Source organism: Microbispora hainanensis, from assembly GCF_006874475.1.
Classification (GTDB): Bacteria; Actinomycetota; Actinomycetes; order Streptosporangiales; family Streptosporangiaceae; genus Microbispora; species Microbispora hainanensis.
Map to the genome: position 1 here is coordinate 48,617 of NZ_VIRM01000017.1, position 12,192 is coordinate 60,808.

At 71.9% G+C, this 12,192-nt stretch carries 15 protein-coding genes; 8 read left to right on the plus strand and 7 right to left on the minus strand.

What is annotated here, in order from left to right:
- Positions 1-8: 8 nt before the first annotated feature.
- From FLX08_RS16030 to FLX08_RS16040, 3 genes are read right to left on the minus strand one after another with little or no spacing between them, the layout of a single operon-like run.
- Positions 9-764 carry an SRPBCC family protein gene (locus tag FLX08_RS16030; protein WP_142619650.1) on the minus strand — a complete coding sequence of 252 codons (756 nt, stop codon included), beginning with the start codon at positions 762-764 and terminating at the stop codon, positions 9-11.
- Positions 764-1,366: an ArsR/SmtB family transcription factor gene (locus FLX08_RS16035; protein WP_208761491.1), complete on the minus strand. Its 603-nt coding sequence runs from the start codon at positions 1,364-1,366 to the stop codon at positions 764-766. The genes FLX08_RS16030 and FLX08_RS16035 overlap by 1 nt, the downstream gene beginning before the upstream one ends.
- 24 nt (positions 1,367-1,390) lie before the next feature.
- On the minus strand, positions 1,391-2,086 hold the full coding sequence (locus FLX08_RS16040) for a peroxiredoxin-like family protein (protein WP_142619651.1): 696 nt from the start codon (positions 2,084-2,086) through the stop codon (positions 1,391-1,393).
- Positions 2,087-2,345: 259 nt separating this feature from the next.
- Here FLX08_RS16040 and FLX08_RS16045 point away from each other — a divergent pair, with 259 nt between their 5' ends.
- The 4 genes from FLX08_RS16045 (at position 2,346) to FLX08_RS42935 (ending at position 6,629) form a co-directional block, all read left to right on the plus strand.
- Complete coding sequence (locus FLX08_RS16045; RefSeq protein WP_142619652.1) at positions 2,346-2,945, plus strand: TetR/AcrR family transcriptional regulator; 600 nt, start codon at positions 2,346-2,348, stop codon at positions 2,943-2,945.
- A gap of 425 nt (positions 2,946-3,370) precedes the next feature.
- Positions 3,371-3,988, plus strand: coding sequence for a hypothetical protein (locus FLX08_RS16050; RefSeq protein WP_142619653.1), 618 nt, complete (start codon positions 3,371-3,373; stop codon positions 3,986-3,988).
- 22 nt (positions 3,989-4,010) lie between these two features.
- A complete protein-coding gene (locus FLX08_RS16055) occupies positions 4,011-4,295 on the plus strand; it encodes a hypothetical protein (protein WP_142619654.1) in 285 nt (94 codons plus the stop codon).
- Between the two features lie 156 nt (positions 4,296-4,451).
- The gene (locus tag FLX08_RS42935) at positions 4,452-6,629 is read left to right on the plus strand and encodes a S8 family serine peptidase (RefSeq protein ID WP_142619655.1); all 2,178 of its coding nucleotides are present in this window, start codon (positions 4,452-4,454) and stop codon (positions 6,627-6,629) included.
- 246 nt (positions 6,630-6,875) lie between these two features.
- On the opposite strand, the gene FLX08_RS16065 is transcribed toward FLX08_RS42935, so the two are convergent.
- Entirely contained in the window at positions 6,876-7,145 is a 270-nt protein-coding gene (locus FLX08_RS16065) for a DUF1876 domain-containing protein (protein ID WP_142619656.1), read from the minus strand.
- Between the two features lie 158 nt (positions 7,146-7,303).
- Between FLX08_RS16065 and FLX08_RS16070 the strand changes: the two genes are divergently transcribed.
- Positions 7,304-8,182 (plus strand): universal stress protein, encoded by an 879-nt coding sequence (locus FLX08_RS16070; protein ID WP_142619657.1) that lies wholly within the window; start codon positions 7,304-7,306, stop codon positions 8,180-8,182.
- 202 nt (positions 8,183-8,384) lie between these two features.
- Here FLX08_RS16070 and FLX08_RS16075 read toward each other — a convergent pair whose 3' ends face one another.
- Positions 8,385-8,816, minus strand: a complete 432-nt coding sequence (locus FLX08_RS16075; RefSeq protein ID WP_244312682.1) for an Hsp20/alpha crystallin family protein — start codon at positions 8,814-8,816, stop codon at positions 8,385-8,387.
- Positions 8,817-9,002: 186 nt separating this feature from the next.
- Between FLX08_RS16075 and FLX08_RS16080 the strand changes: the two genes are divergently transcribed.
- A complete protein-coding gene (locus FLX08_RS16080; RefSeq protein ID WP_142619659.1) occupies positions 9,003-9,401 on the plus strand; it encodes a cupin domain-containing protein in 399 nt (132 codons plus the stop codon).
- 72 nt (positions 9,402-9,473) lie between these two features.
- On the opposite strand, the gene FLX08_RS16085 is transcribed toward FLX08_RS16080, so the two are convergent.
- Positions 9,474-10,016, minus strand: a complete 543-nt coding sequence (locus FLX08_RS16085) for a nucleoside/nucleotide kinase family protein (RefSeq protein WP_142619660.1) — start codon at positions 10,014-10,016, stop codon at positions 9,474-9,476.
- A 201-nt stretch (positions 10,017-10,217) separates the two neighbouring features.
- The gene (locus FLX08_RS16090; RefSeq protein ID WP_142619661.1) at positions 10,218-10,508 is read right to left on the minus strand and encodes a hypothetical protein; all 291 of its coding nucleotides are present in this window, start codon (positions 10,506-10,508) and stop codon (positions 10,218-10,220) included.
- A 153-nt stretch (positions 10,509-10,661) separates the two neighbouring features.
- On the opposite strand from FLX08_RS16090, the gene ppgK reads away from it, so the two are divergent.
- Positions 10,662-11,318: a polyphosphate--glucose phosphotransferase gene (gene ppgK, locus FLX08_RS16095; RefSeq protein ID WP_142619662.1), complete on the plus strand. Its 657-nt coding sequence runs from the start codon at positions 10,662-10,664 to the stop codon at positions 11,316-11,318.
- A gap of 317 nt (positions 11,319-11,635) precedes the next feature.
- A complete protein-coding gene (locus FLX08_RS42940) occupies positions 11,636-12,139 on the plus strand; it encodes a winged helix-turn-helix domain-containing protein (protein ID WP_142619663.1) in 504 nt (167 codons plus the stop codon).
- The last annotated feature ends 53 nt before the right edge of the window (positions 12,140-12,192 follow it).

Consider the following 12,192-nt stretch of genomic DNA (forward strand, 5'->3'; position numbering starts at 1 on the left):
AGGGAGGGTCAGGGGAAGAGCCGGGAGAGCCAGGACCGCCAGGCGGCCTCGACCTGCTCCTGGTCGGCGTCCTCGGCGAAGACGTGGTGTCCGAGGACCACGACGTTCCCCCGCTCCGGACCGGAGTGGATGAACCGGTAGAGCCCGTCGGCGGTCCGCACGCCGAGGAAGCCCGGGAAGCCGGTGTAGTCCACCACTCCGTCCTCCGGAGGCAGCCCGTCCACCGCGAGCCGTACGGGGTCGCCCAGGCGGACCGTGGCCGGCAGCCCCAGCGCGTCCTTGATCGCCGCCCAGGCCGGCTCGCTCTCGGCCGCCTGGGGGCGCGCGGCGGACACGACCGTGACCGGGCGCCCGCGGAAGTAGGTGAGGTATTGGACCAGCTTGTGCAGGTACATGTCCCAGCCGATGCCCATGGCCTCGAACTCGGTCTCCCAGTCGTCGCCGAGGAAGCCGTGCTGCACCAGGCGCAGGACCGTGCTGCCGTGGTCGCGTCCCTCGATGAGGTACTCCATCGCCATGAACGTGCCGTCGGGGTTCTCGTCGCTGCGGAACGCGAACCGCTTGCCGGGCTCGTACGAGGTCACCGTGGTGCCCTCGCTGTTGCCGAACATGGTGAACCGGCCGCGGCCGCCCTCGACGGGCTCGATCTCGGTGCGTCCCATGAACCAGGAGTCCACCCCCGGGCCGGTGGCGATCGCCTCCCAGACCTGGTCGGGGGTCGCGTCCAGCTCGATTTCCTTGCGCAGCTCGAACTCGTGCGGCACTAGCGCTCCTCGGTGTCGGCCGTCCGGGGGACGGCGGGATGGACGGCGACGACCAGACGGTGCTCGCGCCCGCCTTCGGCCGAGTCGTCGTGATACTTGCTCACGAGCGCGGCCACGGCGGCCGACAGCTCCTCGGCGAACGCGGCGCGGTCGGCGGCCGAGGCGAAGCGCACCCGGCCGTCGATGGCGAACGTCGCGAGCTTCTTGCGTGCCTGGGACGCCCCCACGATCAGCGTGCCCACGTCGCGTACGAGCTGGGCGGCGAGCGCCAGCAGCCACCGCGCCGACAGCCGGTCGGGTGAGCGCGACGGATCGGGCGCGACCGACGCCAGCGCGGCGGGGGAGATCACGAACGACGCCGCCGTCGCCCGCATGACCCGTTCGTTGACGTTGCCCTTGCGGCGCTCCTCGACCAGCTCCACGAGGCCGTGCCGCTCCAGGGTCTTGAGGTGGTAGTTCACCTTCTGCCTCGGCAGCCCCACCTTGGCCGCCAGCATCGTCGCCGAGCTGGGTTCCGTAAGCTCGGCGAGCAACCGCGCCCGCATCGGATCCAGCGACGCCTCCGCCGCCGCCGGGTCCTCGATCACCGCCACGTCTTTCATGCCTCAAGCATGTAGCCGACAATATTAGTTGTCAATACAAGAAAAGGCGTCGGCTGTGTCTTCCGTGCCTGTCCGGCGCAGATCGGCGAGGGCGCGCAGGACATCCTCGGGCTCCGCCCGCCTGGTGTAGTCGGCGTCGGCGAACGCCCAGCGAATCGTGCCCTGGCGATCGATGACGTACGTGGCGGGGATCGGCAGGGTGCGAGGGTGCCCGCCGTTCACGCGTTGGAGGTCGAATCCGAGGGTGTCGTAGACGGCGGCGAGCTCATGGCTCAGATCGAAGGCGAGGCCGTACTGCTTGGCGGTGTCGGAGCCGACGTCGCTGAGCACCTCGAAGTCGAGTTCGTGTTTCTCCTTCAAAGAGAGGGACTCGTCGGGAATCTGAGGGGACACGGCCACCAACCGTGCCCCGAGGGCGATGATCTCATCGTGGTGCCGTTGCATCGCCCGCAAGGCGATGTTGCAGTACGGGCACCAGGTCCCACGGTAGAAGACGAGCACGACGGGCCCGTGCGCCAGCAGATCGTCGAGGGCTACCGTGCGCCCGGTCGCGGAGGGGAGGCGGAAGCGGGGAGCCCGGGCGCCCACTCCCAGTGCACGGACGGCCTGCCCGGACTCCGCGAGCTCGTCGCCGGCCCGTTTCATGATCTCCCGCACGCGGGCGGGAATCTGCTTCTGCCTGGCTTCGAAGAAGGCGCGTAGTTCGGCGTTGAGGGTCATTTGGGGACTCCTCCTCTGATGACGAAGATCTTGGAACGTTCATTCCAAGATAAGGGCATGCGTGGTCCGGCGCCAGCGGCTGTGCCGCATTCGGCCGGATGGTCGTAAAGGGATGGTGGCCCGTCGGGGTGAGTGCCTGGATGAAGGTTGGCCACTTACCGGGTGATCGTGGACGAATCCGGACCGTGTCGTGGTCTCTCTCCCACTGCCGGCGCAGGCTATCCTGGAACGCGTATTTCAAGTTGGCGGGGTGAGTGGCGTGCCGGACATCAAACACTTCGATCCGGACAGCGCCCTCGACGCGGCCCTGCGGCTGTTCTGGCGTCAGGGCGTGTCCTCTACCGGCATACAGGACGTCGTCAGTGCGACGGGCGTCAACCGGTCCAGCCTGTATGCCACCTTCGGCAACAAGCAGGACCTCTATCTCGCCGCACTCCGCCGCTACCTGAAGGAGCGGTCGCAGCCGCTGTTCGACCGCCTGGCCGAAGATGGCCGGGGACTGCCCGCGATCGCCGCGTTCTTCGCTGAATTGATCGACGCGCGTTGTTCGGGAGAGTACGCCCGATGGGGCTGCATGGTCTCCAACGCGCACGCCGGCCCCGAGAACGGCGACCCCGAGGTCAGGGCTATCCTCGACCAGCATCACCAGCGGCTGCGCGATGCCATGTACGCGGCACTTGTCAGGGCCGGCGGGCATGGGCAACTGGCTCGCGGCGTCGATCCCGGCGCCGCCGCCGACCTGCTGGCGCTGCTCGCCTACGGTGTGAACCTGCGCTCGCGCGCCGGAGCCGACGCCCGTGTGCTGCATGGGACGGTGACTGCCGCTCTCGACTCGATCGGCAGCCATACGGCGGTCTGAGCCGAAGGGGGCCGGGCGCACGCAGCAATCCGGGCGCACCCAGTAATCCGGGCGCACCCAGTGACCCTGAAGCGGCCCGTCCGGGCGGCCCTGTCCGCCTCCGGGTCCGCGCTGTCCGAAGGGGCCAGGCGCTGCCGCGCTTTCCGGCCCCGCATCCCCGGCGGGATGCGTGCACACTCCTGGCCGCCGCACTGGTCGGCGAGCCCCGCCGACGCCGCTCAGCACTGTTTCGCCGCCCTCCATGAGCCTCACCTGCCGCAGCGGATCGCCCCCGGCCGCTAAACCGGCTGACCTGATGTGGCGACGTCTTGAGTGCCAAATCGGCCTTATCCACTCATTACGCCTATAACGTTGTGCGACGGATCTGTCACGCGATGTAATCACATCGGCGATGGGTCGGACCTACTGGCTCCGAAGGAGTGAATATGACGTTCACAGCTATGAATCCCACGACCATGGCGACCACGCTGGGGTACGGCGCTCAGCAGCAGATCTCGCCCCTGCAGCAGCTCGGTCAGCAGATCCCGGGCATGCAGCACCAGCTGTCGCCGCTCGCGATGATCCAGCAGCAGGAGGAGCAGATCCTCCCGCAGGAGCACCTCGTGAGCCCGGTGACCTTCTGGACCAAGGTCGCGCGGTGCAGCGTGCGTTACGGCGCTCCCGCGGCCCGCCAGATGCTGGAGGGCGTGCTCTACCAGCACCAGGTCCGCGAGCAGATCCAGCAGCAGGTTCAGCAGCAGGTGCTCCCGCCGCAGGTTCTGCAGGCCCTCCAGGCCATCCAGGCCCAGGCCCAGCAGATCCCGCAGATTTACGGCCAGCCGTACGCCACCCAGGCGTACGCGCAGCACCCCGGCCAGCAGGCCCTCCAGCTCGGCATGCCTCAGCACCTTCAGGCGGCTTACGGCCAGCAGGTCCCGCTGACCATGCAGCCGCTGTCGCAGGTCTACGGCCAGGTCTACGGCCAGGGCTACGGCCAGGGCTACGGCCAGCTGCACCAGCAGGCCGCTCAGCAGGTCCCGGTGCCGGCCGGTGCCGCACTCTGATCGGAGGAACACCGTGGAGTCGATGGGTCCCGGGATGGGTCCGGTGACGCCCCCGGCCGTGGGAGTCGCGACGGGGCATCCGGCGCCGGTCGCGCCGCTTCAGGTGCACTGCGCCGTGACGCTCCAGCGGCTGTACGGCTGGCTGCAGGCGTCACTCCCGCAGGCGCCCCAGGTCGCGGGGATCATCCCGCTGCTGGTACAGGCGGTACAGCTGTACCGGGCCGGGCGGTACGACGCGTGCCTGGCGCAGATCCAGTTCGCGCTCGGCGCCGTCGCCCCTGGACGGCTCACGGTTCCACTGCTGTGACGTGATCACCTCGGTGGCCCGGACCGGTCGGCGGCCGGTCCGGGCCCCCGCCGTCCCGAGACCGGCGAAATGTGATGACAGAGCCTGAACTGCCGGCCGTGCCCCACGGGGCGCGGCCGGCCACACCAGCCTGAGCTGGGGAGAGTCGAGACGTTTGTGACCAGTAACGACAAGCCCAAGGACGGAAGCGAGGAGCCGCGCCCGGCGTCCCCGCGAGGGCGGCAGGCGTCCCGCCAGGCGCCGCAGCCGGTGGAGCCCCGGCCACGGCGCTACATGGTGGCCGCGCTGCCCCAGCCGCATCCCGCGGCGCCGGGAGCAGCCGTGCCGGCTCTCGATGGCGACACGGTGCGCAGGCTGCTGGAGGACGACCCCGAGGTGCGCGTGCTGCGCCGCCTGCGGGGAACGGCGGGGAACCCGGGGGCTCAGGCTCCCGGGTTCCCCGCTGTGGTCGTGGCGGAGATGACCGCCGAGCACGTCGAGGCGCTGCGGCGGCAGTATCCGCAGCTCTACTTCGAACGCGACCGGCTGCTCACCTACAGCGACGTGCCCCAGCCGCCGCGCAGGCGGCGGTCCGCCCCGGCGGTGGTGCCGCCGGGCGTGGAGAGCACGTTCACCTTCCTGGTCAGGGACGCGGACGGCACGCCGCTGCCCGGCGCGAGCATCCTGGTGACCGGGCACGGCTGGCCCGCCCAGACGTCCACGGGGGCCGACGGCCGCGCGGTGGTCACGATGGTCGGGGAGACCCCGGAGTCGATCAACGGGGTGACGGTCCGGCCGCGCTCCGGCTACTGGAGCGTCCACATCGACCGTCCCGCCCTGTCCACGACCCGGGACAACCTGATCGAGCCGGTGCGCCTGTCGGAGACCTTCGCCGGGTTCCCCGGCAGGCAGGTCTTCGGCTGGGGGCAGCAGGCGATGAACCTCGACCGCCTGCCGCCCACGCTGCGCGGCGCGGGGGTCAGGATCGCCATCATCGACTCCGGGGCCGACGTACGGCACCCCGACCTGCGCGACCGCGTCCACGCCGGCGTCGACCTCGTCGGCGGCGAGCCGGACGGCTGGTCCGTCGACGCCGCCTATCACGGCTCCCACTGCGCGGCCGTCGTCTCGGGGGCCGACGACGGCCGGGGTGTCGTCGGCTTCGCCGTCGAGGCCGAGGTGCACGTCTGCAAGATCTTCCCGGGCGGGCGGTTCAGCGACCTGATCGAGGCGCTCGACTACTGCGCCGAGCAGCGGATCGACGTCGTCAACCTGAGCCTGGCGAGCAGGCACCACTCGCCGCTCGTCGCCGCGAAGATCGAGCAGGCGCGCGAGGCGGGGGTGGCGTGCGTGGTGGCCGCCGGCAACGACGGAGGGCCGGTCGGCTTCCCCGGCATCCTGCCGGGTGTACTGACGGTCGCGGCAGTCGGCAAGGCCGACGCGTTCCCGCCCGGCACCGCCCACGAGGCCGAGGTCCGCGGGCCGGTCACGGGCGACGGCTTCTTCTCGCCGCGCTTCACCTGCCACGGTCCCGAGATCGACGTGTGCGCCCCGGGCGTGGCCGTCCTGTCGGCCGTGCCGCCGGACGGGTACGCCGCACTGGACGGCACCTCCATGGCCGCGCCGCACGTCGCCGGCCTCGCGGCCCTGGTGCTCGCTCACCACGGCGACTTCCGGGGTTCCTTCAGCGGACGGGACGCACGGCGGGTCGATCACCTCTTCCACATCATCAAGTCGAGTTGCGTACCGCTGAACCTCGGCGACCTCCACCGCACCGGGGCGGGGATGCCGAACGCGCTGCGCGCCCTCGCGCCGGCCCTCGCGCAGATCACGCCGGAGCCGGTGGAGGCCGACACGTTGCTCGGTCAGCTCACCGCCGAGATGACCGGCGCCGGACTGCTCGTGCCGGCGGCCGGAGGGCCGGACGGCGAGCCCGGCCACACGGGGCAGGACGGCCAGGCGGGCCCGGGGGTGCAGCCCGGCATGGCCCCGCAGGCGGCGTACGGCGCGGGCGGCTCGCCCAACGGGCCGGTGCCCGGCGGTCTCGTCACCGGCGGCCGGCGCGGGCGCACCACGACGACCGGCGGCACCTCGCCGACCGGCCGGGGCGGCACGGGAAGCCGGGGCAAGCGAGGTGAGACGGCCGCCGACCGGCCGTACGCCACCGGGCCCGGCAGAGGCCGGACGCCCGGCGGCGCGGCGGGCGACGTCCCGGTGCCTCCCCGTACGGCGAACGGAACGCCTGCGGGCGGGACCGGCCCGGCCGGAGGCGATGAGGCCGCCATGGCCTGGCTCAGGGAGGAGATGCGGGCTGCGGGGCTCCTCGGCGAGGACCCGGCCGACCCCGCGGAATGACAAGCCGAGAATTCAGACGCCGTGCGGCGTGACGCCGCGGGATGAGACGCCGCGGGATGAGACGCCGGGCGATGGGACGTGCGCGATGTGACGCCGCGGAATGAGACGGCGTGGGCTGAGGGCATGGAGCGCGGACTCCCGGGGGCTCCGGCGGAGCCCCCGGGGTGCCGGCTCTCCGCTACAGGTCCGGTCTCCGGCGGCGGCCTCCGGCAGGCACAGGCCGCGGCCGCAGAGCGGGCCACGGTCTCAGTACGCCTCGTAGGCGGGACCGGCGAGCTGGGCCACGTCCTCCGCGCCGTCGCCGATGAGTTTCGCCCCCAGGTCGGCGAGGGCCCGTCCGGCCGCCAGCTCGTCACCGATCTCGGGCACGGGCCGGTCGGCCGGGTTGCGGCGAGCTCGGCCGACGCTCTCGTGGCGTCGTCCCGCGGGCGTGTAGAGCACGGCGGTCGCGGTGGTGACGTCGTCGTTGTCGTCCTCGTTCACGAAGATTTCGACGGTCCAGCGTTTCGATTCCATGTCGGACCACCTCCAGGACTCCAGCATCCCTCCCGGCCGCGTGACCCCGGCAGCGGCCCCGGGCTGAGGACCTACGACCCTGGAGGGGGGCGGCCGCCGGTGGTCACATGGAGGAGGGCTCCAGACGGAACGGCCAGTGAGGAAGGAAGGAGCGTCCCATGTCCGGCCCGATCATCGTCGGCACCGACGGTTCGCCCGCCGCGACGGCCGCCGTGCGGTGGGCCGCGGACGACGCCGCCCGCCGCGGCTGCCCGCTGCGCTTCGTCTCCGTCGTGGACCACTGGGCCTACGGCATCCCGAAGTTTCCCACCTCGGGTGGCGACCCGCTCACCGCGCACGCCGAGCGGGCGCTTGCCGCCGCCGACGCCGTGGCCCGCGAGCGGCAGCCGGACGTCAAGGTCAGTACGGAGATCATCGAGGGCATCCCCTCCCGCGTCCTGCGGGACAAGGCCAAGGAGGCCGTCGAGATCGTGCTCGGCAGCAGGGGACTGGGCGGCTTCGCCGGCATCGTCCTCGGATCGGTCAGCACCAACGTCGCCGGGCACGCCCCCTGCCCGGTCGTCGTCGTACGGCCGGGGTGGAGCGGCGAGCGGGGGGAGATCGCGGTGGGCGTGGACGACTCGCCCGAATGCGAGCCCGCCCTGGCGTACGCCTTCGAGCAGGCCAGGGCACACGGCACCACGCTGCGGGCCGTGCACGCCTGGCACCTGCCCGCCCATCCACTCGCGCCCGAGATCACCTATGACGTGGAGGAGGTGCGCGAGGCCCATCAGCGTGTCACGCGGGAGAAGCTGGCGGACCCGCGCAAGCGGTATCCCGACGTGCCGGTGCGCGAGGAGCTCGCCTACGGACATCCCGTCGACGCGCTCGTCCAGGCGTCACGCACGGCGGGTCTGCTCGTGGTCGGCTCCCACGGCAGGGGCGCGGTGGGCTCGGCGATGCTCGGCTCGGTCAGCCGGGGGGTGCTGCACCACGCCGAGTGCCCGGTCGCCGTCGTACGGTCCCCGTCGGCGCCTTCAGCCCCCCTCGTCCCCTGAGCCCCCCTCGTCCCCTGAGCCGGACAAGCCTTGAGCCGGAGCCTGCTGCCGGCATTGAGACCGGAGCGAGCCCTTGAGACCGGAGCGAGCCCTGAGCCGGAGCGAGCCCTGAGCCGGAGTGAGCGCTGAGCCGCCGGGCGAACTTCGCGCCGAACGAGCGCGGGCCCGTCCGCGCGGCGCGGACGGGCCCGGTGTGAGCCGCTCAGCTCTTCTTCTTCCCCTGCTCGGCCCCCGGCATTTCGATGGGGATGCGCTTGCGCTCCTCCTTCTCATCGGCGAGTCGCACGCTCACCTCGAGGATCCCCTTGTCGTAGGTGGCCTTCACGTCGTTCTCGTCCGCGTTCGGCGGCAGCATGACCGACCGGGTGAAGGCTCCGTACCGGAACTCGGTGCGGTGCCCCTGCCGCTCCTCGTGGCGCCGCTCCGCGTGGATGGTCAGCATGCCGTTCGACACGCTGATCTCCACGTCCCTTTCCGGGTCGATCCCGGGTAGTTCGGCGCGCAGCACGTATCGGCCGTCCTCTACGTAGTCCTCAAGCCGCATCTGCTGTCCGGTCATCGGCCGGAGCGCGGCCAGCGGTGCCTCCAGCAGGTCGAACAGGTCGGGAACAAGGCCCCTGGACTCACGTCTCATCGGAAGGCTCATGCCTGTCACCTCCGTCCGGAAAACTCATCATTGAAGACGTACCCGGAAGGAATCGGGACAAATCGCCACGACTGGGCAGCTCCTGATGCAGGATGATGATCGAATCGTGGGGACCGGCGATGGGTGAGGGCGGTGGCGGCATGACGCGACCGGCCCCGGTGAAAGGAGTGCGCGATGAGGTTCGTACGCGAAGGCGACATCAAGGCCATCCGGCCGGGACCGGAAAGGTTCACCGGCGGCGTGTGGGAGGCGCCGACGCTGGAGGAGGTGGAGCCGGATGGCCTGCGCGCCCAGCGTTTCTCCTACGACCCACAGGCACGTTCGGGCTGGCACACCCACGACGGGGAGCAGGCGCTGTACGTGCTGTCGGGGCGCGGAGTGGTGACGCGCTGGGGCGAGACCACGGGCACGCGCATCGGGCCGGGCGACTGGGTCCACGTGCAGCCGGGCGAGAAGCACTGGCACGGCGCCGTCGACGACGACACGCTGGTGCACATCGCCGTCACGGCGAGCGGCGCGACGCACTGGCACGGGCCGGTGACCGACGAGGAGTATCGCGCCGGCCTCGGCTGAGCGGCGCTCCGCTGAGCCGGTCACGATCCAGGCCGTGAGGATCCAGGCCGTGAGGATCCAGGCCGTGACGATTCAGCCGGTGACGATGACGAGACCGGCCCGGGAGCGTACCTCGTGGCGGGCGTAGTAGCGCTCCTCCTGCTCGGCCCAGCGCCGCCAGTGGGGCGCGTACAGCTCGCCGTCGCGGGCGAGCGCCCGCGCCCTGCGGACCTCCTCGCGGGCCTCCAGCCACACCAGCCCGCTGAGGTACGGCTCCGCCTCGCGGGGCCCGCAGCCCACGCCCTCGATCACGACGGTGTCCGCCTCGGGGAGCTCGTGCCATTCGGCGTACCGGCCCCGCGTCCAGTCGTAGCGCCGCCAGCGCGCCCGGCACCCGCGGCCCAGAGGGCGCAGCACCCATTCCAGCAGGGCGTCCACCCCGGCCTGCAGGCCGTCCCAGCCGTCGTACAGGTCGTCCATGCGGACGACCGGCGCGTCGAGCGCCGCGGCCACGGCGGCGGCGAGCGTCGACTTGCCCGCACCCGAGCGTCCCTCGACGGCCAGGACGCGGGTGCCGGCCGCGCGGGCGGGCCGCGTGCGCAGCCAGCGCGCGACGGCGGCGGGATCGGGGGTCACGCGCGCCGAGCCTAACGGAGCATCTGCGCGCCGAGTCCGGTCGCCTCCGGCGGGGACCGGTCGCCCCCGGCATGGCACCCGCCGGAAGCACACCCGGGCCCTGGGCGGGCGGCCGGAGAGAACAGCCGGGAGCGCGCGAAGCGGCCCGGAGGGGCCGGTTTGTCCCTCCGGGCCGCTCGTGGAAGCCCTTGCCCGGCCCCGCTACACGCCGGCGCGGGTGGGGCGGCGGATGTCGCTGCTCTGCTCCTGCCACTCGGGGGTCTCCCGCCCCTTCTCCTCGGTCATCTCCTCAATCCGCAGGGCGATTCCGATCGCGAAGAAGGTCGGCGCCCACTCGCCGACGAACAGCGCCCAGCGGTCGGCGCGCTCGATGCCGGCCGCCTCGTACTTGTTGGAGATGATCCAGGAGGCGATCGACATGCCGATCGACCCCATAGCGGCGCCGTACATCATGCTGGAGCGCAGTCCCATTTTGTGGAGTGTGCTGATCATGCGTGTCCCCCTTGAGGTGTTTTGCCCCGATTCGGGGCGTACCCGGCCTGACCTCCCGTAACCCGGCCGGTCCCACGACGCCGTGCGATACTCGCGACCGCGCATGAGGCGGGGGCGGCCGGGTAGCCGTCCGGCCGGACCGGGAGGGGAGTCATGGAAGTTCTGGGCATCGACATCGGCGGTTCCGGGATCAAGGGCGCCACGGTGGACACGGCCGCCGGTGTGCTCACCCGGGAGCGCCTGCGCATCCCCACGCCGCAGCCCGCCGTGCCGGGAGCCGTCGCCCAGGCCGTTCGCGAGATCGTGACGCACTTCGACTGGTCCGGCCCGATGGGCGTCACCTTCCCCGGCGTGGTCCTCGACGGGGTCGTCAGGACGGCGGCCAACGTGGACAGGTCGTGGATCGGCGTGCGGGGCGCCGACCTGTTCGGCGGGCAGGCGGTCGTGCTCAACGACGCGGACGCCGCAGGCGTCGCCGAGATGACCTTCGGCGCGGGCCGGGGCCGGCGTGGGGTCGTGCTCATGCTGACCTTCGGCACCGGCATCGGCAGCGCGCTCTTCGTGGACGGCGTGCTGGTGCCCAACACCGAGTTCGGCCATATCGAGATCCGCGGCAAGGAGGCCGAGCACCGCGCCTCCGACCGGGTGCGCGAGGAGAAGGACCTGAGCTGGGACAAGTGGGCCCGGCGCGTGGAGGAGTACCTCAGGCGCATGCGCGACCTGCTGTCGCCCACCCTGATCGTCATCGGTGCGGCGATGGCCGCCGCGGAGACCGCGCACACGCCGCGAACATCCGCTGCGCACGCCTGAACATCCGCTGGGCACGCCTGAACCGCCGCCGCATCCCCGCATCCCCGCATCCCCGCATCCCCCGCATCCCCGGCAGGCCCCGAGCACTCGCCGGCCATCCGCGAGTATCCCCCGGGCGTTCCCCGCGCGTTCCCTGGGAGATAGAAGTCCCTTATTCCTACCTGGACAGCGGGTAATATCGCTGTCATGATGACCTCATGAACTCCTCGGGGAGGTTGACCCAGCGCCGGCACATCGACCTGCTGCGCGTCTGCGCCGCCGCCTGTTGACGACCGCGGTCACCACCGTCCGGTACGCCACGAGGCAAGGAGAGGGGCATGTCCCACCAGAACGTGATCGACTTTGTGGAGCGCAGGCGCGAGCAGGGCCACGAGCCCCCCGATCTCGGGCAGGGGTCCGTGCTCGGCGTGCTGCCGGTGCCGGAGACCGGCGCCGCGCTGATGATCGTGGGCTACCTGGTGCCCGCCGGGGGCGCGGCGGAGGCGCCGGAGCAGCCGGCCGCCGCCCTGCAGAGGCGGGCGGCCGCGGGCGAGGAGGACCTGGTCCTGGACCGCGCCGCGCGGGTGGCCCGGGCCGGCGGCGAGGAGATCGAGCTGACCTTCCGGGAGTTCGAGCTGCTCGACTATCTCAGCTCGGCCCCCGGCCGGGTCTACAACCGCCGTCAGCTCATGGCCGCCGTCTGGGACCGCTACGACGACGAGGGCGGCCGTACGGTCGACGTGCACGTCCTGCGGCTGCGCCGCAAACTGGGCCGCCACGCGGGCCGTATCGTCACCGTCCGCAACGTCGGGTACAAGTACCAGCCCGCGCGCCGCCGCTGACACCACCCCGGAAGGGCCGCCGGAAAACCGCTGGCAGATCGGCGGGGGGCGTT